This is a genomic window from Neobacillus drentensis (assembly GCF_036962125.1).
In the GTDB taxonomy this organism is placed as follows: Bacteria; Bacillota; Bacilli; order Bacillales; family Cytobacillaceae; genus Neobacillus; species Neobacillus drentensis_B.
Window position 1 is genome coordinate 179,414 of record NZ_JBALOA010000005.1, and the last position, 26,618, is coordinate 206,031.

23 protein-coding genes are annotated in these 26,618 nt (G+C 40.4%); 20 read left to right on the forward strand and 3 right to left on the reverse strand.

Going from position 1 to position 26,618, the window contains the following annotated elements; genetic code table 11:
• The first annotated feature begins 7 nt into the window (after nt 1–7).
• The 19 genes from V7121_RS05455 (at nt 8) to V7121_RS05545 (ending at nt 20,155) form a co-directional block, all read left to right on the forward strand.
• Nucleotides 8–661, forward strand: a complete 654-nt coding sequence (locus V7121_RS05455; RefSeq protein WP_335495442.1) for a GntR family transcriptional regulator — start codon at nt 8–10, stop codon at nt 659–661.
• Nucleotides 662–703: 42 nt separating this feature from the next.
• Nucleotides 704–1,897: an acyl-CoA dehydrogenase family protein gene (locus V7121_RS05460; protein ID WP_335545924.1), complete on the forward strand. Its 1,194-nt coding sequence runs from the start codon at nt 704–706 to the stop codon at nt 1,895–1,897.
• 85 nt (nt 1,898–1,982) lie between these two features.
• Nucleotides 1,983–2,936 (forward strand): VOC family protein, encoded by a 954-nt coding sequence (locus V7121_RS05465; protein ID WP_335495440.1) that lies wholly within the window; start codon nt 1,983–1,985, stop codon nt 2,934–2,936.
• Between the two features lie 57 nt (nt 2,937–2,993).
• A complete protein-coding gene (locus V7121_RS05470; RefSeq protein WP_335495439.1) occupies nt 2,994–3,476 on the forward strand; it encodes a flavin reductase family protein in 483 nt (160 codons plus the stop codon).
• 41 nt (nt 3,477–3,517) lie between these two features.
• On the forward strand, nt 3,518–4,303 hold the full coding sequence (locus tag V7121_RS05475) for a 2-keto-4-pentenoate hydratase (protein WP_335495438.1): 786 nt from the start codon (nt 3,518–3,520) through the stop codon (nt 4,301–4,303).
• A 103-nt stretch (nt 4,304–4,406) separates the two neighbouring features.
• Nucleotides 4,407–6,260, forward strand: a complete 1,854-nt coding sequence (locus V7121_RS05480) for a XylR N-terminal domain-containing protein (protein ID WP_335545926.1) — start codon at nt 4,407–4,409, stop codon at nt 6,258–6,260.
• A gap of 261 nt (nt 6,261–6,521) precedes the next feature.
• A complete protein-coding gene (locus V7121_RS05485) occupies nt 6,522–7,361 on the forward strand; it encodes an alpha/beta fold hydrolase (protein WP_335495436.1) in 840 nt (279 codons plus the stop codon).
• A gap of 26 nt (nt 7,362–7,387) precedes the next feature.
• Nucleotides 7,388–8,341 carry a VOC family protein gene (locus V7121_RS05490; RefSeq protein ID WP_335495434.1) on the forward strand — a complete coding sequence of 318 codons (954 nt, stop codon included), beginning with the start codon at nt 7,388–7,390 and terminating at the stop codon, nt 8,339–8,341.
• A gap of 60 nt (nt 8,342–8,401) precedes the next feature.
• Nucleotides 8,402–9,907, forward strand: coding sequence for an FAD-dependent tricarballylate dehydrogenase TcuA (gene tcuA / locus V7121_RS05495; RefSeq protein WP_335545928.1), 1,506 nt, complete (start codon nt 8,402–8,404; stop codon nt 9,905–9,907).
• Nucleotides 9,908–9,954: 47 nt separating this feature from the next.
• The gene (locus tag V7121_RS05500) at nt 9,955–11,127 is read left to right on the forward strand and encodes an acyl-CoA dehydrogenase (RefSeq protein ID WP_335545931.1); all 1,173 of its coding nucleotides are present in this window, start codon (nt 9,955–9,957) and stop codon (nt 11,125–11,127) included.
• A 286-nt stretch (nt 11,128–11,413) separates the two neighbouring features.
• Nucleotides 11,414–12,265: an FAD synthetase family protein gene (locus V7121_RS05505; protein ID WP_335545933.1), complete on the forward strand. Its 852-nt coding sequence runs from the start codon at nt 11,414–11,416 to the stop codon at nt 12,263–12,265.
• A 56-nt stretch (nt 12,266–12,321) separates the two neighbouring features.
• Nucleotides 12,322–13,209 carry an isocitrate lyase/PEP mutase family protein gene (locus V7121_RS05510; RefSeq protein ID WP_335545935.1) on the forward strand — a complete coding sequence of 296 codons (888 nt, stop codon included), beginning with the start codon at nt 12,322–12,324 and terminating at the stop codon, nt 13,207–13,209.
• A gap of 33 nt (nt 13,210–13,242) precedes the next feature.
• Complete coding sequence (locus V7121_RS05515) at nt 13,243–14,664, forward strand: FAD-binding protein (protein WP_335545937.1); 1,422 nt, start codon at nt 13,243–13,245, stop codon at nt 14,662–14,664.
• A gap of 24 nt (nt 14,665–14,688) precedes the next feature.
• A complete protein-coding gene (locus V7121_RS05520) occupies nt 14,689–15,417 on the forward strand; it encodes an SDR family NAD(P)-dependent oxidoreductase (protein WP_335545939.1) in 729 nt (242 codons plus the stop codon).
• A gap of 25 nt (nt 15,418–15,442) precedes the next feature.
• Nucleotides 15,443–15,880, forward strand: a complete 438-nt coding sequence (locus V7121_RS05525) for a GlcG/HbpS family heme-binding protein (protein WP_335545941.1) — start codon at nt 15,443–15,445, stop codon at nt 15,878–15,880.
• 15 nt (nt 15,881–15,895) lie between these two features.
• Complete coding sequence (locus tag V7121_RS05530; protein WP_335545943.1) at nt 15,896–17,272, forward strand: FAD-dependent oxidoreductase; 1,377 nt, start codon at nt 15,896–15,898, stop codon at nt 17,270–17,272.
• A 210-nt stretch (nt 17,273–17,482) separates the two neighbouring features.
• Entirely contained in the window at nt 17,483–18,337 is an 855-nt protein-coding gene (locus tag V7121_RS05535; RefSeq protein ID WP_335495421.1) for an aspartate/glutamate racemase family protein, read from the forward strand.
• Between the two features lie 30 nt (nt 18,338–18,367).
• The gene (locus V7121_RS05540) at nt 18,368–19,162 is read left to right on the forward strand and encodes an electron transfer flavoprotein subunit beta/FixA family protein (RefSeq protein WP_335545945.1); all 795 of its coding nucleotides are present in this window, start codon (nt 18,368–18,370) and stop codon (nt 19,160–19,162) included.
• A gap of 12 nt (nt 19,163–19,174) precedes the next feature.
• Nucleotides 19,175–20,155 carry an electron transfer flavoprotein subunit alpha/FixB family protein gene (locus V7121_RS05545; protein WP_335545946.1) on the forward strand — a complete coding sequence of 327 codons (981 nt, stop codon included), beginning with the start codon at nt 19,175–19,177 and terminating at the stop codon, nt 20,153–20,155.
• A gap of 138 nt (nt 20,156–20,293) precedes the next feature.
• Here V7121_RS05545 and adhE read toward each other — a convergent pair whose 3' ends face one another.
• Nucleotides 20,294–22,903 carry a bifunctional acetaldehyde-CoA/alcohol dehydrogenase gene (gene adhE, locus V7121_RS05550; protein WP_335545947.1) on the reverse strand — a complete coding sequence of 870 codons (2,610 nt, stop codon included), beginning with the start codon at nt 22,901–22,903 and terminating at the stop codon, nt 20,294–20,296.
• 264 nt (nt 22,904–23,167) lie between these two features.
• Here adhE and V7121_RS05555 point away from each other — a divergent pair, with 264 nt between their 5' ends.
• Complete coding sequence (locus V7121_RS05555; RefSeq protein WP_335495417.1) at nt 23,168–24,049, forward strand: SCO family protein; 882 nt, start codon at nt 23,168–23,170, stop codon at nt 24,047–24,049.
• Nucleotides 24,050–24,124: 75 nt separating this feature from the next.
• Here the strand turns inward: V7121_RS05555 and V7121_RS05560 are convergent, their stop codons facing one another.
• Entirely contained in the window at nt 24,125–25,258 is a 1,134-nt protein-coding gene (locus V7121_RS05560) for a GerAB/ArcD/ProY family transporter (RefSeq protein WP_335545949.1), read from the reverse strand.
• A 25-nt stretch (nt 25,259–25,283) separates the two neighbouring features.
• On the reverse strand, nt 25,284–26,381 hold the full coding sequence (locus tag V7121_RS05565) for a GerAB/ArcD/ProY family transporter (protein ID WP_335495415.1): 1,098 nt from the start codon (nt 26,379–26,381) through the stop codon (nt 25,284–25,286).
• Nucleotides 26,382–26,618 lie beyond the last annotated feature (237 nt).

Genomic DNA, 26,618 nt, shown 5'->3' on the forward strand with positions numbered 1-26,618 from the left:
GAATGAAATGAAAATAGATAAAGCCTATCGTTATATTAAAAGATTAATTATTGAAGGGGTTTGGGAGCCGGAAACTGCAATAAATGTCAGTGAAATTACTGAAAAACTAAAAATGAGTCGAACACCAGTCCACAAGGCTTTATCCAAGCTTGAGCAAGAGGGATTTCTGTCGATTATTCCACAGGTGGGTGTCTTTGTTAAAAGACCAGACCCGGATGAGGTATTAGAACGTTTATTGGTATGTGCAAATTTAGATGCGTTAATGACGGAACAGGCTGCTGTTTACTTAAATAAAGAAGAGTTTGCTTTTCTTGAAGAAACGTTAGTAAAGATGGATGATAATAAGCTAACCGCTGATGAATACGCGAGTTTAAATATTGAATTTCATCGTACCATTTATGAAGCCTCAAAGTTGATTTACACCTTTAATTTGGCTAAAACACTTTGGGATTACCTGAACTTTGTTGGAAACCCAGATGAATTATTCACAGATGAACGAAGGAAACAATCTCAGACAGAGCATTGGATCATTTATTATTATTTACGGGAAAAAGACAGTAAAATGGCCAAAAGATTGATGGAGAAACATATGCGCCGTGTAGCTAAACTAGTAGGTGAAAAATATCAGGACATTGATTTGAATCAGCGTGTGTTTAACTAATCATTTCGATGGTAGAAGACTATAATTGCGGGAGGTAATCTAATGGAACAAAGCGTGTTGGACACCAAAAAGGAACTGGTAGAAAAGGCTCGAACTCTGATTCCAAAATTACGTGCATTTGGGGAAGAAATTGAAAAGACGAATTCATTACCGAAGTCGATTATTGAAGATTTACAAAGAGAAGGCGCATTAAAAGTATTACGTCCACATTTATTTGGCGGCTATCAAACGGATATGCGGACATATACAGAGGTTGTTACTGAGATATCCCGTGGAAACGGGTCGGCAGGCTGGTTTGTGGCACTTAGTAATATTCGGGATTATATGATTTCTTATACGTTTGGCGAAAAAGCTTTAAGCGAAATTTACAAACCAGGAGAAGATGTCGTATTAGCAGGGAACTTTAAACCAATCAAGTGTGACATCAAAAAGGTAGAAGGCGGCTATTATATTGAGGAAGCGCAGTGGCCATTTGTTTCAGGAAGTCCACATGCTGACTGGTGTTACTTTGGTTTTCCAATCTTTGATGAAAACGGCGGAGTAGAAATGGCCATTATGGTTATTCCTCGGGAAGAATTAGAAATTCTAGACGACTGGTACGTAATGGGATTAAAGGGCTCCGGCAGTAATAGCTGTAAAATAAAAAATGTATTTGTACCCGATCATCATGTGTCACTGGACCGTCTAGCAAGCAAGGGTCACTATCTTATCGAACCGCTAAAAGATGTTGCCTTATATAGATCGTCCTTTGTTCCTTCCCTAACTTTATCAATTGTAGCACCTGCATTGGGACTTGCGAAGGCTGCAATGGACTTATTTATGGAAAGGCTTCCAAAGGCAGGAATTGGAAACACTTTCTATAGTAAACAAGCGGAAGCACCTATTACACATCATCAGGTTGCCCAGGCCCAATTAAAAATTGATTCCGCTGAGATGCATCTGTACCGTGCGGTTGACAAAATAGACTCTTATGCAGAACGTGGACAGGTAATGGATAAAGATGAAATTGTCAAAGTCAAAGCAGACTTTGGGTATGTAAACCAACTATGTAAAGAAGCGATTGATCTATTAGTTGCTGGAGTCGGATCCATGTTTACTTACGAAACAAACCCACTCCAAAGAGTCTATCGTGACTTCCTAACAATGCATTTACATGGTTTCATTACTCCATCAAGTTTAATAGAAACTTATGGTAGAGTTTTATGTGGACAGGAACCAAACACTTACTTTGTCTAGAAATAGAAATTGCCAACCAGAAATATCTGACTATTATTAGGAGTTAATCTAAAATAATTTTTCTGAAAATATGGAGGTAGAATATATGAGTTTACCAGAAATCGCAAAATTAGGGCATGTTGCGTTAGTATCAACTGATCTTGACAAATCATTATGGTTTTTTAAAGAATTAATTGGTCTTGAAGAAACGGAAGTAGTAAATGGAACTCATTATTTACGTGCATGGGGTGATTTTGAACATCACACTCTTTCAATCACGGCTGGCGACAAATCTTATGTGGATCACATAGCCTGGCGGACAAAACGTCCTGAGGATGTTGAGGGATTTGCCCAACTTCTGAAAGAAGCTGGGACAGAAGTAAATTGGATCGAAGCTGGGGTAGAAGCGGGCCAAGGAAGAGCAATTCGTTTTCAATTACCAAGTGAACATCGTTTTGAAATTTATTATGATATGGAAAAAACATTAGCTGAGCCGTCGAAACGGTCCGTGTTAAAGAATCAGACGTATAAATCATGGGCGAAAGGTGTTTCTCCAAGAAGAATTGACCATGTCAATATCCTATCTTCATTGAAGGCAAATGTTATTTCTGATTATTTAATAGAAAAGCTAGGTTTTAAAATGAGGGAATGTGTTCAAGCTCCAGATGAATCTTTAATTGGTGCCTGGTTAAGTGTCACACCATTAGTGCATGATATCGCAGTTAGTCATGATCCATTTTCACCTTCAACACATCAAATACACCATTTGTCTTACTGGCTTGATAATGCCCAAGACCTTCTTCGTGCAGCTGATATCCTAGCTGAGAATGGGATCAAGTTTAAAGGTCCTGGTAAACACGGTATTTCCCAAGCTATGTACATTTACGTGGTCGATCCGGGAAGCGGCGTCCGCTTGGAATTGTTCACTAATGGCTATTTGATTTTTGAACCAGATTGGGAACCTATTGTGTGGACTTTGGATGAAATGGATGTAGGCTTTACATTCTGGGGTGATCAAACGGACACACTCCCTGAAAACAACCCGACGATTGAAGCATAAGAGTTTAATAGGAAGCTAATTTTATAAAATTTAGAAGAGCAGGAAGGGGCCATTAGAATGGATGATCGATTATTTAGAACAGCGATGGGAAAATTTGCAACAGGTGTAACTGTTATTGCAACAGATGTAGAGGGTGATGTACATGGCATGACGGCAAATGCCTTTATGTCCGTGTCACTCAGTCCAAAACTAGTTGTTATTTCGATTGGGGAAAAAGCAAAAATCCTTGAGAAAATAAAACAAAGTCAAACATTTTCAGTTAATATATTAGCTGCCGAGCAACAAGAACTTTCCATGATTTTTGCAGGCCAGATAAAAGAGCCGCGTGAAGTCACCTTTGACCGTCTTGATGGAAAACCCGTACTTGCTGGAGCCGTTGCTCAAATTGCATGCGAAGTATCTGCAGAGCATGTTGAAGGGGATCACACACTGTTTATCGGAAAAGTAACTGATATCAAGCTGGTGGATGCTGAACCACTGCTGTTTTACAGTGGTCGTTACCGTACGTTATTGGAAGAAACTCCTGTTACAACCAATTAAAAAGTGGCAGTATCAGAAGCATGAAAAAAGGAGCAATGGTTATGGATATTCAAAGAGCTGCAACAGCACTTATGGAAGCGGAAAAAGAGAAAAAGCCGATTGCTCCATTTACTTCATCACCTGAAGAGAAGATTTCTGTTGATGAAGCCTACCAAATTCAACTTCACCAAGTTCATCATAAAGTGAATAATGGGGCAGTGATAGTGGGGAAAAAAATCGGCCTTACAAGTAAGGCGATGCAGGAAATGTTAAACGTAAACCAGCCAGATTATGGACACCTCCTGAATGACATGATCTATGAAGAAGGGGATACGATTTCACTTTCCCGGTTTATTCAGCCAAAGATTGAATTTGAAATTGCCTTTGTCTTGAAAAAGGATATAAAAGGTCCTGGTGTAACGTTGCAGGACGTAATCGAAGCAACTGATTATATAGTACCGGCCCTTGAAATTATTGACAGCCGCATTAGCAACTGGCAAATCAAATTCGAAGATACAGTAGCTGATAATGGATCTTCAGCGGGAGCGATTATCGGGAAAACAACAACTAAATTAGACGGACTTGACTTGGCCGGAATTCATATGAATGTATATAGGAACAATGAATTATTGGACTCCGCAGTAAGTGCCGCAGTTATGGGGAATCCAGCGGAAGCTGTTGCCTGGCTTGCTAACGCTTTAGGTAATTACGATATTTCTCTCTATGCTGGTGAAGTTATTCTCGCAGGGGCACTTTCAAAGGCAATCGTGATTGAAGATGGTGATACCTTCACAGCTGAATTCGAGCAATTAGGTTCAGTATCAGCGACATTTAAAAATAGCAGGTAAGAAACACTTGAATAAAAATTAGTTTGAAGACTCCTTGTATTTAGTTATGTGAGGAGTCTTTCTTTTGAGAAGTGTTATGATGGGGATTCAAGGAGGAATAATCTTGAGAAACTTAGTTAAATCAGATGATCATAGGTCCACAGATGATGGGAATAAAAAAATTGTCTCAACCTCAGCAGCTTTTGGTTTACTAAGAAAAGGATTAATCGAGAATCTAGGTACCAAAAGAGCAAAAGGGTTTCTTCTTCGTTATGGTTGGAATTTAGGTGTTAGTGATGCGGAAGAAGCAATGAAGACTAGCACATCCATCCATGATCTTCTTAATCAAGCGTCAATACTTCATTTAGGTACAGGACATATAAGAGACATTCAATCCGAAAGAATCATTGAAATGAGTGATTCAGAAACGATAAAATCAATCCTTGGCAAGGGAAAATGGATTGATTCATTTGAGGCAATTGAGCATTTAAAGCATCATGGCAAATCGAATGTTCCGGTATGTCATACGTTGACAGGTTATGCAAGCGGGTATATGTCGACCGTTTGCAGGAAGAGTGTCATCGTGAGGGAAATCAGCTGTACCGGCAGGGGAGATGCTGAATGCTGTTTTGAAGCAAGGATGCAAGAGGATTGGGGAATTGAAATACAGGAGGAATTAAGATTTTACCATGAATCTAGCATCATTGAAGAACTTGAGTATACATACGAGCAATTGTTAGAGCAGCGGAATTATATCGAAACGGTGTCAAAATTTCATAAGAAATTAACAGAAAGTGTTTCAAATGGCAGCAATCTTCAGGATATTGCTGATAGCTCATTTAAACTTTTGAGAATACCAATTTCAATTGAGGATTTGAGTTTCCAAAAAATTGTTTACGCAGGACTGAGTGAAGAGGAATATATTAGTCTCAATAAAAACCTCAAGGAAAATTTAGTACGGAAAAATCGGAATAACTACCACTTGCTGCCTGTATTTAATGAAACGACAAGAATAAAAACGGAAAACCAGGAACGTCTAATTACTCCTATTGTAGTCCAAAAAAAAGTAATTGGTTATTGCACATTTCTTTATTTAAAGGATGTAGGAAAAAGTGCTGAAAACGATATTATGTTTATAGAGAGGGTTGCAAATGCTGCCTCTTTATACCTTTTGAACGAAAAAACTAGTTTTGAAGCACTTGAAAAAATGAAGGGCTATTTCTTAGAACAAATATTAAAGGGTCAATATTCTTCCAGAGAGGAAGTCATAAAGCGTGGCAGGCATATGGGTTTTAATCTTGGGAATCCATTTTATATTTCTGCCATTGACTATAAAGAAAAGGGAAAGACCACACAAAATAGTTTTGATCACTATGACCAAATGTTAGAGACAATTGCCAAGTATCTCGATATTCAAGGATATAAAGCATTAATTGGTCAATATGAGGGTCAGATTATTATGCTGATACCTGAAATGGCTAAGATTTTTCCGAAAATGGAAAAAATCCTAAAACATTTAGAAACAACTTACCCATCCTGCCAATTTAAAATTGGGATTAGTGATAAGTCTGAGGATATTGAGAGTTTATTGGATTATTTAGAAGAGTCATTAATTGCTTTAAGAATGTCGACGGATAAGAAAATAAATGGGTTTAAAGATTTAGGGATTGTTGGTGTGTTGATCAATTCAAAAAATGTGAGCGGGATTAAGAAAATCGCAAAACAGGAATTAGGTCCTTTATATAAATTAAGTGATGTGAAACAAAAGGAGTTGCTGAAAACTCTTTATGTCTTTTTATCAAATGGCGGGAAGCTTCAGCAAACCATGGATGACCTTTCTTTGTCCATGAGTGGGCTTATGTATCGAATCAATAAGATTGAAACGCTAATAAATAAAGATTTGCGGGATTCCTCCCAAAGCTATCAGCTCTTGCTGATACTAGATTCATTAATGGCATTAGGAGAGTTAGAAATATAATCATCTACCAGAGCAGTCCAAGAGGATTGCTCTTTTTATGAAGTAAAAAAACCTTCAATAGGCGTGGAAACAAAATTCGCCAAGGAAAAAACCAATAAAAACTGCCTAAAAATACGAGGAAGTCAGATGGTTTTTTCTCTAGAATTTAAATATAGAATTTTCTAAAATTTAAGTATGTTTACTAGTTGATTGAAATGTAAAGGTTTTCATTTTGGTTGAAATTGAAAGGTAGTTTTATTTAAAAAGGAGGAAAATTTTAAAATGGCAAACATTACGCAACAATTAGTTCAGACGGATAAGTTTGAAACGTTTGTAAATCGTTCTGGTGAAGGCAATTCTGAAGCGATTTTGTTTTTACATGGATCAGGACCGGGCGTGTTCGCTTGGGCTAATTGGCGATACGCTTTAAATTCATGCGGTGAACAGTATGACTGTATTGCACCTGACCTCCATGGCTTTGGACAAAGTAGTCATCCTGAGTCCCTTCCAAAGAACAGGCAAGGTTGGATGGATCTTTGGGTAAATCAACTGATTGAATTGCTTGATACATTAGGTATTCAAAAAGCGCACGTGGTCGGAAACTCGTTAGGCTGTTCCATAGCATTGGAGTTATTACTAGAATACCCTGAACGATTTGACCGTGTGGTCTTAATGGGACCTGGAGGGACACCAAATACAAAGCTAAGTTTGGAACTCGGTCGTGCGAAAGGTTTTTACGACAATCCATCTGAAAAGAAAATGCGTCAAATTATGGGCTGGTTTGTCTATGATGTGGAAAAACTGGCTCCTGAAATCGATTCACTTGCCGAAACGCGATATGAGACAGCGATGCGACCTGAGATCCATCGATCCAATGAATCTATTTTTGCAACAGCTGCAGTACCTGTACCAGTAACAGCACTTAAACGGATCACAAACCCAATCTTACTTGTTCATGGACGTGATGACATGGTTTGTTCGGTTGAATCTAGCTATTACCTACTCTCACATCTCCAGAATGTTCAATTGCATGTTTACGGAAAGTGTGGCCACTGGACGCAAATTGAGAACCAAGAAAGCTTTAATAATTTAATCCAAAACTATTTCTCTAGTTCAATCTAAAAAATATAACGTGTGGAGGTATTAAAATGACTTTACCAGAGATTGCAAAGTTAGGACATGTGGCACTCGTCACACCGGATTTGGAAAAATCATTATGGTTTTTCAGGGATGTCATTGGATTGGAAGTAACAGAAGAAAAAGCCGGTACATATTACTTACGTGCCTGGGGCGACTTTGAACATCATTCCCTCTCTTTAACAGCAGGAGAGAAAGGGTACGTTGACCATATCGGCTGGAGAACGAAACGTCCGGAAGATGTGGAGGGCTTTGCCCAGCTTCTTGAAAAAGCCGGAACAGAGGTTAACTGGGTTGAAGCAGGCGAAGAAGCCGGTCAAGGCCGAGCGATACGCTTTAAACTGCCAAGCCAGCACTCTTTTGAAATTTACTATGATGTCGAAAAACCTAAAGCAGATGAAAAAAGACGTTCAGTCTTAAAAAATCAAACGTACAAAGCGTGGGCGCGCGGCTGTTCGCCAAGAAGATTTGACCATGTAAATATTGCTACTTCCATGGATGTGGGTGAAATTCTCGATTACTTAGGGAGCCAATTAGGATTTAAGCTTCGTGAATATGTGAGATACCATGAAAAAACGACCGTTGCAGGCTGGATGAGTGTTACTCCTTTAGTTCACGACATTGCAGTTATTTCAAGACCGCAAGCAGAAACACCAAACCAGCTTCATCACATTTCCTATTGGCACGATAATGCTCAAGATATCCTTAGGGCTGCTGATATTCTTGCAGAAGAAGGCATTAAATTCGTTGGTCCTGGTAAACATGGAGTATCCCAAGCGTTTTATCTATATGTTTGTGATCCGGGCAGCGGCTGCCGCGTGGAACTATTTAGCGGATCCTATTTAATTTTTGAACCAGACTGGGAACCGGTTGAGTGGACGGAGGAAGACCACTCAATTGGGAACACCTACTGGGGAGAAACCGTAAGCGATAAGGAATTGAATAAACCAACGATCGAAGCTTGATATATAGGCTGACTCAGGAAATAGCTTGAGTCAGTTTTTTTGAAAGAGAGGGATAGTTTCTTGACCAAAAACAAAATCTATGAAACTGATATTGTAGTAGTGGGGGCAGGAAATGCTGCCATGTGTGCTGCAATAGCTGCACGGGAAAATGGTGCCAATGTCATTGTACTTGAAAAAGCTCCGGAGGATGAAAAAGGTGGAAATAGCACGTTTACGCATGGCTCCATCCGATTTGCCTATAATGACGTTGAAGATTTAAAACAAATTATGCCGGACCTAACGCAGGAAGATATAGACATGACAGATTTTGGGTCGTATCCGGAGGAAGAATTTTTTGAAGATATGTGCCGGATAACGGAATATCGTACTGACCCAGAGCTTGCCTCCCTCTTAACAAGTAAAAGCTTTGAAACAATGAAATGGATGCAGTCCCATAAAGTCAGGTGGGTGCCCATTTACGGCCGCCAAGCCTTTAAAGTGGATGGCATCTTTAAATTTTGGGGTGGAATGATTGTTGAATCGGTAGGTGGAGGACCAGGTTTAGTTGGAGCACTACATGAAGAAGCAGTACAATTGGGCGTTCAAGTTTTATTTAATGCAATGGCAACCCAACTTATTCACGATGATGAAGGTGTCCACGGAGTCATCTTTAAACATAATGGAAAAACAACAGAAGTTCGTGCGAAAGCAGTGATTTTAGCATCTGGAGGCTTTCATGCAAACCCGGAAATGCGGACCCGGTATTTAGGACAAAACTGGGATTTAGCGGTAGCAAGAGGAAGCCGTTATAACACGGGCGAGGGAATTCAGTTGGCTCTAGATATTGGAGCACTTTCTGCTGGAAACTGGTCAGGCTGCCATTCCGTTGGCGGAGACCGCTATCTTCCAGAGTTTACAGAAGGATTTCAAAAACTCAGCTATCCGTTTGGAATTTTAGTAAATGCCGAAGGAAAGCGTTTTGTTGATGAAGGGGCTGACTTTCGCAATTATACGTATGCAAAATATGGGAAATTGATTCTCGGGCAGCCAGGGCAGTTCGCTTGGCAGGTATTCGATGCCAAAGTAGCCGGGCTTTTACGAGAGGAATACCGGGGACGAAAGGTAACAAAGGTCAAAGCTAATACCTTGGAAGAGTTGGCGGAAAAGCTTGATGGGGTGGATAAGGAAGGTTTTTTAAAGACGATAGCGGAATACAATGAGGCTGTCCGGAAAGAAATACCATTTAACCCTAATATTAAGGATGGCCGTTGTACAGATGGGTTAGCGGTGCGGAAATCCAATTGGGCTAATACCTTGGATGAAGGTCCATTTGAGGCATATGCCGTCACCTGCGGAATTACCTTTACGTTTGGCGGCTTAAAAATAAACACGAATACCGAGGTTCAAGACGTATTGTCCCAATCGATTCCAGGGTTATATGCTGCAGGTGAACTTGTAGGCGGCCTATTCTACTTTAACTACCCTGGTGGTGCAGGCTTAATGGCAGGATCAGTCTTTGGGAAAATTGCGGGTGAAAATGCTTCGCGATTTATTACCCAAGTAAAAGAAAAAGAGGAAATGTTTTGAAGGATAAGTAAGAGGAAAATAAAGTAAATGAATAAGGGGTGCAAAATATGGTAAGCAAAGTATTGGATGAAAACAAGGCCGATTTGGGCCTGTTATTAAAGGGTGCAGAAAAGGTTGGAAAAATTGCCGAATCGGAAGCACTAGAGGCAGACCAAAACAAAACGGTTTCAAAAAATGTCATTGATGCGATAAAAGAGGCTCGATTATCTAAGTTGTTACTGCCAAAAAAATATGGCGAGCCACAAGTAGATCTAAGAGATTATTCCCAGATTATCCGAACAGTTGGAAAATATAATACTTCTGCTGCTTGGTTAACCTTTCTATATTCCATTCATAATAGTTTAGTAGCATTTATGACGAAAGAGGGAGCAGAAGAAGTGGTGAATCAAGGAGGATTGATTGCTGATATCTTTGCTCCTATAGGGAAAGTGGAAAAAGATGGGGACGGTTTCCGGATTACAGGTAAGTATAGTTTTGTAAGCGGTATTCTTTATAGTGATTGGGTGGCTCTTGCTGTGAAAATGAAACTGGATGACAGTGAAGAGACTGAACTATGTATGCTGAATATACCGATATCTGATGTGGAAATAGTAGAAAATTGGGATACGTTAGGACTAAGAGGGACAGGAAGCAACCAGGTAATTGTAGATAATGTCTATGTTCCAAAGCACCATCTAATACGGCTTACAGTTGCCGATCGTACAGGCCGACCGCCACAGGGTTATGATAAAGACTATCCTCTGTATGATGTTCCATTCTTCTCCTCCTTTTGTGTCGGTTTCCCAATGGTTGCATTGGGTGGTGCGGAACGCTTACTACAGGAATTTAAGAACCGAACGGAAAAGCGGGTACGAATGGGAGGAAATTTCGCTAAAGATTCCCGACATCAGGGAGTATTGGCTGAATTAACAATAAAATATTATGAGGCAGAAGGTCTATTAGACAAATATATTTCTTTATTGGAAAACTATGAAATGGGAAAAGAAGATAAACGTGGTGAATTTGCCGCAATTAGAGCAAAAATCACAAAGAACGTATCGGATATTGCAGTAAAAGTTTTATTGACACTTGGCGGATTTTCCATGTTTAAAGGAGACCCAATTGAAATGTTTGTACGCGATCTTTTGGCAGTATGCACTCATCGATCTAATCTTTATGAAGACTCAGTAGAAGCATTTGGAAAGACACAATTTGGCGTTGATGTTTCGATTAATGGTTAAAAGGCAGCATAAAAAGGCACCTAATATTCTAATTTAGGTGTTTTTTTATGGATTAAAAATGTAAAGAAGTTTTTAAAAGTGTATATAGAATACCTCATTAGATAAAAACCGATAAAAATTATCTAAAAAATACGCTAACTTAAACGATTTTTACTCTAGATTGAAGTTGCTGAATTTTCTAAAATTTAGACATAAACAAATCGAGCTGCTGATTTCTCAAGGAGCAGAGAATCAATTTTATCGGACCAGGCAAGCATGATAGTTTTTACGATTAGGAGGGAACTGCATGGAAACGATTTATTTGAACCCGGAAAATCTAACGGACTATCAGCATGAAGCAAAACCAAGTGTTATGGCCCTTGGATTTTTTGATGGGATTCATAACGGACACCGTCAAGTGATTAAAACCGCTTTTCAGAAAGCAAAGGAAAGGAAACTTTCACTATCTGTGATGAGTTTCTTTCCACATCCGAAAACCGTCTTATCCAAAGGAAGGACACATGTTGACTATCTGATGCCGCTTTCTGAAAAGGAAAAAATATTCTGTGAACTGGGGGTCGACATATTTTATATTGTTGAATTCGATAAAGAATTTGCGTCACTTTCCCCAGAAAAGTTTGCATCAAAGTATTTAGTTGATCTTGGTGTCGTCCATGCAGTTGCAGGCTTTGATTATAGCTATGGGTTTCGTGGGGAAGGGAATATGGACCGTTTGCAAGATGATTCTGGCGGTTTACTAGAAATAACGAAGGTCAGTAAAGTGGAATATCAAGGAGAAAAAATTAGTTCAACTGGCATTCGAGAAAAATTAGCATGTGGAAATGTTGAGGACTTACCCGACTTTTTAGGACGTCCCTATGAAGTAGCCTGTAAATGGGATGGAACGTCGCTAGTTGTAGGCCCACACTATACATTACCTGCTCAAGGAAGATATGTAGTTACTGTAAAAGGTACTTGTCAATCACATGTGAGTGAAATGACCATAAAAAAACAGAAAGGCCTAATCCCTGATCAATCGCTAACAGAATTATTCAATCCGAATGATAATGAAAAGCTGTCCATAATTTGGCACGAAAGAATTGACGGAAAAGTGATATGTGAAAGGGATATTATCTCAGCATATGTTCAGGTCGGATAACTCTTTTTTTATCAACAATATGAAAATTTATTTTTTAATACAGGGGGATGTAAAGGGTGAATAAGACAAAAGATTTCCAAACATTGTTGCAGCAACCAGGGGCATTTATTTTACCGGGTGCTTATGATGCCATGTCTGCAAGATTAATAGAAGAAATCGGGTACCAAGCAATTTACGCTACTGGTGCTGGAATATCAAATGCCCAATTAGGATGGGCAGATGTAGGGTTGACCTCATTAAAAGAGGTGGTTGACATTGTTACGAGGATGGCGGATGTGACGACGATTCCGATCGTCGTTGATACTGATACAGGGTTTGGTAATGTGATTAATGTGATTCGAACCGTTCGAGAGTTTGAAAGAGCCGGTGTCGCTGCTATACAAATGGAGGACCAAGTTTCACCTAAGAAATGCGGACACTTCAATGGAAAAGATGTCATTTCCAAAGAAGAAATGATTGGAAAAATTAAAGCAGCAGTGGATACAAGAAAAGATGAAAGTCTAGCAATTATCGCTCGTACGGATGCATTGGCCGTAAATGGGATGGACGATGCATTGGATAGGGCCAATGCTTATTCCGAGGCTGGAGCAGACATTATTTTTGTGGAAGCACCGACAACCATTGATCAATTGAAACAAATTACCAGCTCATTAAAAGGGATACCACAGGTAATAAATCTTGTCGAAGGCGGTAAAACCCCGCTAATTTCATTGAAAGAAGCAGAAGAGATAGGCTTTAAGATTATGCTTTGCGCGAATACGGTTCTTCGTTCAGCAATCAAAGGAATCACGGAGTCGTTAAGAATATTAAAAGCAGAAGGATCACAAGAAAATGTCCACGATTTGATCTGTACATGGGAAGAAAGGCAAACACTTTTTAAACTGAATCAGATAAAAGAATGGGAAAATAAGTATTCAGAAAATCAGTCATTAATTAAAAAGTAAATGTACTTTTTTAATTTAAAGGAGGACACAGAAGTGGGAAGAGAAGTAGATTATGACATTGTAGTAATTGGATGTGGAGTTGCAGGTACCTCAGCTGCCCTGTCTGCAGCTGAAACAGCTAAAAAAGAAAATAGGAACCTAAAAATTGCTATTCTTGAACGGGCTGATTATGACCATCGGGGCGGGAACTCCCGTTGGACGGCTTCTTATATGCGGATGAAAAATCTCGATGAAGTGGCTGATAACTTTGTAGAAGACATGCTCGCTTTCTCTGATAACTATTCTGATCGGGAGTACATAGAAACTCTCGCCAAGGACGCTGGCAGTACATTAAGGTGGGTGGAGGAAAAAGGGGTTGAATTTGATTACCTGCTCACTATGTTCCTAACCGCATCAAGACCTCGTTTGCTACCAGTCGGAGGGGGACGTGCGATTGTAGATACATTATCTCGACGTGCTAGTGGACTTGGTGTAGAAATCATTTACGAAGCAACTGCCTGGAAATTACTTCTGGATGACGAGGGTGTTGTGGATGGATTAATGGTGCGGGTGAAGGGTGGAACCTCGCTTCAATTAAAGGTTGGGGCTGTGGTGTTAGCATCAGGGGGCTTCCAGGGAAATCAGGAAATGATGTCCCAATATATTGGCAGAGATGCACATAAAATTCGAACCGTCGCTGAGGGTGGTTTATTTAATAAAGGGGAAGGAATTCGGATGGCGATGGAAATCGGAGCAAAAACGGCAGGTCAGTTCGACTCTTTCCATGCGGAACCGGTCGATCCGAGAAGTAAGCGGGAAGAAGCTGCTGTAATGACCTACCCCTATTTTATTTTAGTGGATCAAAATGGCAAGCGGTTTGTTGACGAAGGAAAAACAACCGTCGATGAGCAATATGAAGAGGTGGCTAGAACAATATTTCATGATCTTCCTGGCCATATAGCCTATATGATTGGCGACCAAAAGATGTATGAAATTCCAAATTATGAACGTGCAGTAGAAACTGATAAACCTGCGATTGTTGCAGATACACTCGAAGAATTGGCAGAAGTGATTGGCGTGCCAGCTGAGCAATTAAAGGCCACAGTGAATTCCTTTAATGCTGCAGTTCAGCCGGGTGAATTTTATTGGGATAAAAAGGATGGAAAACAGGCGATTGGTATTACACCGCCGAAGTCGAATTGGGCCATTCCTATTGATAAGGCCCCATTTATTGCATATCCAATTGTCTGTTCCAATGTGTTCACGAATGGCGGATTAGCTACTGATACCAATGGACGCATTCTTTCGCAAGATCATGATCCGATTCCAGGCTTATATGCTGTCGGTGAAACAGCTGGTCTATATTATGGGAAGTATCCTGGCGGGACATCTGTCCTAAGGGGACTTGTCTTTGGCCGTCGTGCGGGTGAGCATGCCGTATCATATGTCACTGGTGCAAAGACATTGGAGGTTTAGACTTAAAAGAGAGGGTGAGGTTCTTTGGATTTAAAAGGGAAGGTAGCCTTTGTGACGGGGGGCGGCAGGGGAATCGGCAAAGAAACCTGTATCCTCTTAGCAAAACAAGGTGCGAAAATAGCTGTTTTTTCCGATAATCAATCAGAAAGCAAGGAAACATCTCTCTATATTAATGAGAAACTTGGCGGAGAAGCAGTTGCGCTTACGGGAGATGTTCGTAGTGAAGAGGATGTAAATAGCGCAGTGCAAGAAACCAAAGAGTGCTTGGGATCGATTGATATTTTAATTAATAATGCGGGTGTCATGCTTCTCAAGCCTTTCATCGAAACGACAGTTAAAGAATGGGACTTTGTCCAAGATGTAAATATCCGCGGAGTATATTTGTGTACTCGAGCCGTGGTCCCGCAAATGATTGAAAAGAGAGACGGTATAATTATCAATTTATCTTCGATTTGGGGAACAAAGGGGGGGCCTGACAGAAGTGCCTACATTACTTCGAAATATGCATGTATCGGATTTTCTAAAGCACTTGGTGAAGAGTTGAAGCCCTACCAAATTAGAGTAAACGCAGTCTGTCCTGGTCCAGTGGACACAAAGATGATGGACGACATTGCCCCAGATGTGAATAAAGACAATTGGTTACACCCTCGTGACCTTGCTAATGTCATCGTAGATTTATGTATGCCGAAGATGAAAGCGGTAACTGCTACAGTGATTGAAGCATTTGGTAACGGACGACCAGTAAACCTATAACAATATCAGAAAAGAGGAAATAACCATGGAAAAATTTAAACCAGTAATTGAATCAAAAAATATCAGTCTAGCACTTGCAAATAAAATGCTAGAGGCAGCACTTGTAAAGGGTCAAGAATTAGGAATGCCGTTTAGCATCTCCATTGTCGATCGCGTTGGAAATTTAAAAGCATTCGCTGCAATGGATGGAGCACCAGTACTTAGTTTGGAAATTGCACAAAATAAGGCTTTTTCAGCTGCAACCTATAACAGAGCAACACATGAATGGTACGACAGACTAAAAGATGATCCGCCTTTGCTGCATGGAATTGTTCACACGCCAAGATTGATCATTTTTGGCGGAGGTTATCCAATCAAAATTAATAACGAACTTATTGGCGGTGTAGGAGTAAGCGGCGGCCATTATACCCATGATATGCAGGTTTGCCAGGCTGCCTTAGAAGTGTTAAATAACCTAGAGTAAGAGGTGTGTTAACCGATGGAAAGCTATGATTTGATTATTTTAGGTGGGGGATTAGCAGGCATGTGTGCCGCTGTTGAGGCAGGGGAAGCAGGAGCACGCGTCCTGCTCCTCGAAAAACAAGATGAACTTGGCGGCAGTACAGTCCTTAGCTCAGGGTATATGGCCTTCGCTGGCACAGATATGCAAGAAAAAGAGGGAACTATCGACTCAACTGAATCGCTAATGGATGACATGATAGAGGTCGGCGGTGGTGCGAATGATCCCGCACTCGTTATTGCCTATGGCCAGCATCAATTAGAAACCTATAATTGGCTTGTTAACCACGGTATTGAATTCCGCTCGCTAGAAGCTGTAAGTGGTCATAGTGTTCCCCGTGGCCATATTATTGATCCCCATCAAGCGATACAGACACTTTACCGCAGGGTCAAGCAGTTGTCCAATGTGACGATACTTTTTGATGCTCCGGCAAAGAGACTTTTAGAAAATGACGATGGTCGAATTGACCGTGTAATATACGAGGTTGAAGGAGCAGAGCAAACGGCAAAGGCTTCAAAAGGGGTAATTATCGCTTCAGGTGGTTTTGCAAAAAGCGAGGAACTTCTAAGCCAGTTCGCTCCACAATTAAAAGGAGCGTTAAGAATTGGCGGTCGTGGAAATTACGGCGACGGACTACGAATGGCCTGTGAACATGGGGGCTGGCTGAAGGACTTACCTTATTTAAACGGAACATATGGTTTTCATCCAACCGCAGCTGGACCAGTTAAGTCACAAGGATTAGCCTTCTATAAGGGGGCAATCATGGTTAACCAGCTCGGGAAAAGATTCGTTAATGAGTCGATCTCCTATAAATTATTAGGAAAAGCTGCGTTCGAACAGCCAGATTGTGTGACCTTTCAGGTGTGGGATCAAATCGTAATGGACAAGAGTGTCCACGATGATCCTCTTTATGATCTGCAGTTACTAAAACGGCGAAGGCTTCTCTATCAAGCTGACACATTAGAGGATTTGGCTGATTGTATTGATGTGCCGCTTGATGTATTGGAGGAAACGATTTCTAGATACAATCAAGGAGTTCTAGACGGTGAAGATGCTGATTTTGGCAGGAAAACCTTAACGCATAACTATGGAAAACCAACCCCTATCGAAAAAGCACCATTCTATGCATTTGAGTCGACAGTGGCGATGCTTGCAACTTATGCTGGCGTTTCTGTAAATCCAGAAGCAAAAGTAGTCAATCCTTTCGGCGAGCCGATTTTAGGGTTGTTTGCGGCCGGGGAAGTGACAGGTGGATTTCACGGGGCTGGATATATGACCGGAAGCTCGTTAGGTAAGTGTGCAGTATTTGGACGGATTGCAGTCCAAGTGGCATTGAAAGAGGTGGCTGTAAAGTAGCACATCGGGAAGATTTATGATTCGCCCATAAAATAGAAGAATTCGCCCATTAGTTCGTTAAATTCGCCCATAAAATTGGAGAATTCGCCCATTAAAATGTAAAATCCGCCCATTGGAACGGATTCGCTGATAGATTATCAGTATTCGCTGATAGGATACAGGAATTCGCGCTAATAGAACAATAAAAATATTAAAAAGGAGGTAGATTTTATGAAAATCTGGCATCAGAGCCTGACCACGATTGACAGAGTTCCCCAATACCGGGATGCAATTATCAATCACCTGCGAAAAATTGCACGACCGGATGTAGAAATCGTATTGCATGGGATGTCGGAAGAGACTTATCCAACTCATTACCCGGGACACTTTATTACTCATTCCTACCTTCAAAACCTGCACCGTGAGCAGTTCGTCCGCTCTGCACTCATGGCAGAGGCAGCAGGATATGATGCGATGTTTATCGGGACTATTCCTGACGTCGGGCTACATGAGGCTCGCACGTTGGTAGATATCCCAGTGGTCGGATATGGGCAAGCCTCCTTTCATATCGCGTCCATGCTGGGTGACCGGCTCGGAGTTGTTAATTTTTTAACCCCATTAGCGGATGAGCTTAGACAAAACGCTGCTCGCTATGGCCTTGGTGAAAAACTTGGACCAATTGTAGCGCTCGAGTCAGGATTTGATGATGTTCTTGCTGGTTTTAATAATCCTGAACCTGTTATCGAGGCTTTTAAAAGGGCTGCTGAAACTGCCATTTCCCAAGGGGCAGATGTCATTGTGCCAGGGGAAGGACCGATGAACGTTTTCCTCGCTACGTTTGGAATCTCAAGGATTGGAGAAGTGCCTGTTGTCGACTCCTTTGGTGCAGGGATTAAGATGTGTGAATCACTAGCGGACTTGAGGAGGGTATCTGGGGTTTATATGACGCGCCGCGGATATTACAATTCAAAACCACCAGCCGAAGCAGTTGCTAGATTACGAGAAATGTATGGGCTTGACCCGTACCCTAATCCTACTAGCCATCGTGGCTTGGCTGTAAGGGCTGGAATAGAAGTTAGAGGGTAAAACAAATTAAAAATACAAGAGGTGAACAAGATGCATATCGTCGTATGTCTAAAGCATGTCTTAGATCCGGAGATTAAACCCCGTTATTTTCAAATTGACCCTGAGACCAATCGTCCGGATTACGGAGATAATGACATGGTTTTGGACTCTTTTGCTGAAAACGCCCTTGAATTGGCTATTCAATTAAGAGATAAAACACCTGGAGCTACAGTAACTGCCATCTGCCTAGGAGACGAATCTTCAGAAGAGGTGCTGCGTCGGGCCTTAGCCTTTACAGCAAATGCAGCTGTACGTGTGTGGGATTCGGAATGGGAAAATCTTGACGGTCAGGCCGTTGGGCATATCCTTGCTCAAACAATCAAAACTCTTGGTGGGGCAGAGCTTGTGCTGACTGGCTATCAAGCGAGTGACATTGAGGAAGCGCTGGTTGGACCAGTCATGGCCGAGGAACTTGGCATTCCATGTGTGACGCTCGTCTCTGACCTCGAACTAGCTGATGACAGTGTAAAGTCTACATGTGAAGCAGAAGGCGGGTATACAGTGGTTAGTGTTCCATTTCCAGCAGTGTTCACGATTATCAGTTCTGAGACAAATGTCCCGCGCCTTCCTAAGGTTAAAGATATTCGTCTGGCGAGGAGCAAGTCAATTAGTCTTTTTGAAGCAGAAGACACAGATTTAGATAAAGAGCGGTGTCAACCCGGGGTAAGATTAGAACGGGCGTATGTACTAAACAGAGATGTTAACTGTGAAATCCTCTCTGGAAGTGAAGGAACTGTGCTCGCCGATGAATTAATTGATAAACTCCTGACACTGAAGATTTTTTAGGAGGTCCAACCTATGAATAAAATACTTATCTATACACATCATCAGGAAGAATCGCTTAGTTCTGGTGCCAAGGAAGTGCTGGCATTCGGTAGTCGTTTGGCTAGTGTCACTGAAGGAACTGTGGAAGCTGTATTAGTTGGAGTTAAGCCTACTGCTGGTGCCAAGGAGGCCATTAGCTATGGGGCTAGCAAGGTATATACTGTTTGTAACCCGCTGCTTGCGGAATACCAAGTTGATTTGTATGCAGATAGTCTCTACACTGTTTTTCAACAGTCAGGCGCCGATGTGCTGCTTCTCTCCTTTGATCGGACCGGTAAAGATTTAGCAGGTCGATTGGCTACCCGTTTAGGAGCGTCCGCCATAACTGAGGTTACTGATTTTAGAACAGAAGGCAGCAAGCTGACATGGGTGCGCCCGATTTATGGTGATAAGGCCTTAGGTGAGTATTCAACTTCACGCAAAAAAGTAGTCGTTGGAATTCGCCAAAAGAGTCAGGACCAGGCCGTCCCTGATTCAACACGTACAGGTGAAATCATTGAAGTTAATTACTCCGTTCCAGAGGAGAAAGTTTTAACGAAGCTAGTGGTTAAGATTCAGTCAGCACTGTCCGACATTCGTCTGGAGGATGCGAATATAATCGTCTCCGGAGGTCGTGGACTTGGCGGACCAGAAGGTTTTCAAGAGTTGCAGGCTCTTGCCGAATTGCTTGGAGGTACAGTCGGTGCATCAAGGGCAGCATGTGACGCCGGATGGGTTCCTTCTAATCTTCAGGTCGGGCAAACAGGTGCCGTTGTTGCTCCAGACCTTTATATCGCCGTTGGAATATCCGGTGCCAGCCAGCATCTCGCGGGGATAACAAGTGCAAAGACTGTGGTTGCAATTAATTCAGACCCAGAAGCTCCTATTTTTAAGCGTGCCAATCTTGGGGTAATAGCTGACTACAAAACAGTTATACCAGCACTTACGGAAAAGTTAAAAAAAGTATTAGTTTAAGCAAGATATCAATTGACAGATTACAACAAGATTCAAGTGAGTGAAAATTAAGTAATCGGAACTCATTAAACTTGTATTGGTATTTACTAAAGAAAGCGCATGTAATCCATGCGCCTTCTTACCTTCATAGAGTAGTAATTATAAACGTTGAATACCTGTATATGCTTGACGCAGGATTTCAGCAAGTTCTTTAACTAGCGGCCGCTTTGGATTTACATTTGTGTCCGGATCATTAAAGGCATGTAAAGCCATAGTTTCAATTTTCTTTTCGTATTCAGAAGGTGCAACACCACATTCTTCCACACTCAGCGGTATATCTAGTTCATCAGCAAGTTCGAGAATTGCACCAACTAAACTGTCAATTCCTTCTTCTGTGGTTCGAGCTGGCAGTCCTAACATTTTAGCAAGATCGGCATAGCGTTTGTCCGCCACAAATTGCTGATAGCCAGCGAACGGTGTGAATTTGGTTGGCTTAATAGAATTAAACCGAATGACATGCGGGAGAAAGATTGTATTTGCACGACCGTGTGCAATCTGAAACTCTGCCCCTAGCGCATGTGCCAAACTATGGTTAATGCCTAAAAAGGCATTATTGAAAGCCAATCCTGCAATCGTTGAAGCATAATGCATTTTCTCACGGGCCACTTCATCGAGACCGTTTCGGTAGGCACGAGGAAGATATTCAAATACAAGTTGAATCGCTTTGATGATTTGTCCATCTGTAAAATCATTAGAGACAACCGAAACATACGCTTCCAGGGCATGTGTAAGAACATCCATTCCCGTATCAGCCGTAATATGCTTAGGAACGGTCATTGTAAATTGTGAGTCAATAATTGCAATTTCAGGTAATAGTTCTGGATCCGAGAGCGGATATTTAACATTCACTTTTTTATCTGTAATCACCGAAAAAGATGTGACCTCAGAGCCAGTTCCAGATGTAGTTGGAATAGCAATAAGTTTTGCTTTCGTGCCAAGTTTTGGGTAAGTAACCACCCGTTTTCTTGGATTTAAGAATTTTTGTTTTATAGCGGTGAAGTCTGTATCTGGATACTCGTAAAATAACCACATTGCTTTGGCTGCATCTAATACCGAGCCGCCACCAAGGGCAATAATCATATCTGGTTGTGAGTGTCTCATAAGTTCAGCACCACTTAAAACCGTTTCAAGGCTCGGATCAGGCTCGACCTTAGAGAATACTTCAAACTGAATGAAATCCGGACGTTTTTTTAGATAATGAAGAACTTTAGCAACGTAACCGTTCTTCACCGCACTTGGGCTAGTGACAATGAATGCCTTTGTAATGTTTGGTAGAACTTCTAAGACTTGGACAGAGTTCTTTTTATAATAAATTTGCGGTGGTGTCCTCAAAACTTGAGCGTTTATATTTCTTTTGGCAATCTTTTTAATGTTAATCAAATTCATCGCGCCAACATTTGTTGAGACGGAATTTCCTCCATAGGTGCCACATCCGAGTGTAAGGGTGGGCAGAAAATCATTATAAACATTTCCAGTTGCTCCTTGGGCAGAAGGGGTATTTACCAGAATTCGTCCTGCTCTCATCCTCATTGCAAACAATTCAATGATATCATCATCAAAGGTATGGATTGAGGCAGTATGACCGAGTCCCCCATATTCAAGTGTTTCTTCAGCAATTCTTAAACCGTCCTCTAAACTTCTTGCCCTGTAGCAGGCAAGAATCGGGCTTAATTTTTCACATGAAAGTGGATATTGCGGTCCCACACCTTCTAATTCTGCAACGAGAATCTTCGTGTCAACAGGAACTTCTAATCCTGCCATTTCTGCTATTTTACTAGCTGACAAGCCGACAACGAGCGGATTAAGGGTACCAGTAGATTCTTTAACCGCCAATTTTTCTAATAGTTGTTTTTCCTGCTCATTAAGGAAATAACAGTTATTTGCCATCATTTCGGTTACAACTTCTGTATATATCTCATAATCAATTATGAGCGCTTGCTCAGATGCACAAATCATTCCATTATCATAGGTTTTTGATAGGATGAGGTCTTGGACAGAATTCTTGATATTGGCTGTTTTTTCAAAATAACAAGGGACGTTACCTGGCCCCACACCAATTGCCGGTTTCCCGGAGCTATAGGCAGCCTTAACCATGCTTGAGCCACCAGTAGCTAAAATTAGTGAGACTTTTGGATGCCGCATCAATGTATTTGCCGAATCACGAGAGGTGTCCTCAAGCCATTGAATGCAATTTTCCGGAGCACCTGCCTTTATAGCGGCATCACTGAGCAGTTTTGCTGTGGTAATCCCAGTATTTTGACCCAAATGATGAAAGGAAAATATAATTGGGTTTCTAGTTTTCAAGGCTATAAGGGATTTATAAATGACAGTTGATGCGGGATTTGTGACTGGCACCAGTGCAGCAATCACACCAACAGGCTCAGCCATTTCATACGTCCCTTCATGTTCGTTTTCACTAATAATACCTGCGGTTCTTAGGTCTCTGATACTGTGATAAATCATTTCAGTAGCAAACATATTTTTGGAAATCTTATCCTCAAAAAGTCCTCTTTTCGTTTCCTCAACGGCCATTTTTGCAAGATGAACATGATTTTCAAGTGCAGTCAGAGCCATTTCTTTAACAATTTCATCAACCATTTCTTGGGTATATGTGCGAAACTCCGTTAACGCAACCGCCCCTTTATGGGCGATCCGATCTACCATGGTTTCTGATTGAGTTTGGAAAAGCACCTTTTCATCAATCGCCATTATGATTTCCTCCCTTTAATTTAAACTGTATTCTTGTACTGTCATAAAATATATCAATGAATAACGTAGAAATTTGTTGAAAAGTGAGGAGAAATTTGGCGAAACCCCATGGTTCTAATAAAGTTCAAAAAAAATTCAAGAAGTAATTGCCGTATTGTGTTATTTCGAGTTCATGTGTAAAACTTCACAGTTTTTAAAAAAATAGTAGTATATAGTTAAAGGAAGCTAAGATTTAACAATTTATCTAACTGTGAGGTTGGCAAAATGAAAAGACTAACTGTCATCTTAATGACTATGATTATTATATTTATTGCTGGCTGCGGGGGATCCCAACGTTTATCGGTAAAACTTACCTCGCCAAAAACGTTTACTCCTGGAAAAATGTATGCGATGCAATTTACTGTGACTGACAAACAGGGAAATCCCGTTGAGGATGCAAAGGTAAGTGCCAATCTAGCTATGAAAAACATGGATCACGGAACTACTCCTGTTGCCGTCCAAGACATAGGTGAGGGCAAATATATTGGAACAGCAAATCTAGCGATGAATGGTGATTGGATAGCTTCAATAAAGGTAGAACATGATGGGGACATTTTAGAAGAAGATAGAGAATTCGCTGTCGAGGCAAAAACATTAGAGACGGCCCATAAGGTCACAAAAGACCTTGCCTTACCTAATTTTAAGTTAATCGATGAGAATGGGAAGTCAGTGACTAACCAAGATCTTATTGGCAAAAAAGTGGTCATGACTTTTACTTATGTAAACTGTATCGACCCGAATGCTTGTCCAATTCTTTTGAGCAATTTTAGCAACCTGCAGCAGGATTTGAAAGCAAAGGGAAGCAACACAGGAAATATCCTGCTTATTTCTGTTTCGCTCGACCCAAAAAATGATACACCTGAAGCGATGAAAGAACATGCCAAGAAGATGAATTTTGATATGACTTATTTAAAGATGCTGACAGGGGATAAGGATGAGATTCAAAATTTGGCAGACACACTTGGTGAACAATTTTCAAAAAAGGGATCAGAAGTCATACATGATAACAAAACGTTTATATTTAATGCAAATGGAAAGTTGACCCATGAGTTTACAGGGAGCATAATCGATCGAAATGAGTTATATCAAGTTGTGAATATGGATTAGTTAGAATTAGACCGCTATTGACAAAAAATAGCGGTCTTTCTCAGGAATCATGAATTGTATTGACCGAATATCCAATTAAGACTCCATTTCATGGGTCTTTAGTTTATTCTTTCGAAGAGATTTTCGTAACCAGGTTATCAAGAATAATAATAGAGGAACGCCAGTTTGTAATGGTAAGTGAAGGTAAATTGGAACCCACTTCAATCCTACTTTCAGATGCTCTGCAAAGTTACTAGACATTTTTATTGAGGAAATCAGAATAAGTGTCCCAAGGATGAGTAAAAAAAGGGCTTTCTGTTTTTTTTTCGTGATATGAAATATACTAGTTAAACCTAGATACCCGGCATAAAAAAAGACTGTTATCTTTATGAAAACACCAATAATTAATGTTGCGACAACAATTATATCTAATCGTTGGATAAAATCACCGATATTTACCTGTCCAATCATATCAAGTAAAGGAAATTGTGAGAAAGCTACACCTTTTGCCCCAAGTACAGCTATTTCTAGTGCGACAGTGATACTTAATGTGATACCACTGGCTAGCAAGGCAAAAATGCCAATTTTCCTTCCATTTAGCTGATTATTTAAATGCGGAAGAATCATGGTGAAGGCTATCATTTCTCCAAATGGAAAAGTATAGGTTTGTTTTAATACTGTGGAAGATAAAGTTTTCCAACCACTTTCAAAAAGTGGGGCTAAATTGACCAATTTAACAATCCCCGAAAAATTGGTGAAGGTAATTCCGATAAAACCAAATAAGAGCATTAAAAAAAACACAGTTTCGCTTGTACGGCCGATCACTTCAATGCCTCTCGACAACCCATAGGTGATTAAAAGGACCATCAAGGCATTTATCATAATTAATGGAGTTTCATCCAAAGCAGATGTAATTAACAAATCTCCGAAATCCCTCAACACCCTTCCGGCGATGTATAGGAAGTAGAAGCAGTAAATAAGAGCTAAAGGAGTCCCAATGAATTTCCCAAGTATTTTCGTAATGTAACTAGTTAATGGCTGATCAGGGAATTGTAAATAAAGGAAATGATATATTTGAAAAAGACAGATCCCGCCAACCATCCCTAGTAAGATCGCTAACCAAGCGTCCTGTTTTGCTTGTAAACCTAACCCTACTACAATAGCACTACCAAGCTCAAATAAATACATCAGACAAAACAATTGAAAAGCGCTAATCTTTTTTATATTCATGAATGATAAACCCCCAATGGTTCTCTTATTTGTTTCTCATTGCTCCTTTTATTGAATCAATCGTAAATAAGAAAAAAGGAATAATCGAACCAAAGATTACGGCAAATGGCACCCAAGTTGTTGAAAGAAAATTATTAAAATAGACGATATTCGGTGACATAACCGTGGCTAAGGAAATGATAACTATCCCAAAGGGAAGGGTTAAATTTTCAAATTTTTTTAATTGGAAAATATGGGCAAAGCTTACAACGGTTGAATAAAAACTGATCGTAGATTTAATAAAAGCTGAAATAAAAAAAATAGCCCCGGCCAGTACTTCAATTCTTTGAATGAAATTACCGATATTAATTTTTTGAGCTAATATATAAATGGGGTAATTTATTTGAATTATTGAATTAGCCCCTAAAACGAGAATAGCTAATAATACAATCGTTAGTAGGATAAACCCACCTGTAAATGTTGCAATACCCAGTGCTTTTCCAATTTTTTTAGGAGAAGCCACAGTTGGGGCGATCATCAGTAAAATGACGAGGTCAGAAAAAGGAACCCCTAGTGAATAGATGGTTGCTTTTATGACTGGATTTATCCCATCCTCAAGGATCGGGAATAGGTTTTTCATTTCAATTTCAGGCAGTAGACAGAATGTAAGCAGGAAAAAAAATATCAAAACCCATGGGACTACCATTTCTGCGGTTCGCGCAAACGTCTCTAAGCCAAGACGAACTGCCAATATAAGCAATAACATAAACGTAACTTCAATAGCTTCAATTGGCGTATCAGTCAAAATACTGGTTGTAATAAAATCTCCGATAATCCGTAGTAGACCACTGGTAAGTATTAAAAAAAATATGAAGAATAGAAGGGAGAGGGCTTTCCCAGCCCATTTTCCGAGAATACTTTCATTGAATTCAATCAACGTTTTGTTTGGGTATCGTTTGGCGAGAATCCCATACATCCACGCATGAAGAACTCCAAAACATATACCAATGATAATCCCCATCCAAGCATTTTGTTTAGCAGCTAATACGAACAAAGGAGGACCAATTAAAATGGAAGTAGCAATTATATACAACACGGCCAGTATGATAAATTGACCTTGAGAGATAACTCCTTTTTCTATCATGTAAAGTCCCTCCCTTTCCGTTTACATTAAGTGAAATTTAACCAATTAGTCAGTGGTTTAAATAATATGGTTAACCAATTGACTGGATTCGGTAAATTAATATCTAAGGCTAAAAGAATACAAAAAAAGGTACCTATCGAAAGAATCAGTAAATAGAAGAGACTCTCTCTAACTAACTTACCTCTCAACAATTTCGGTATTTCTAATAAACCAATGCCGATGGAAATAAATAGGATA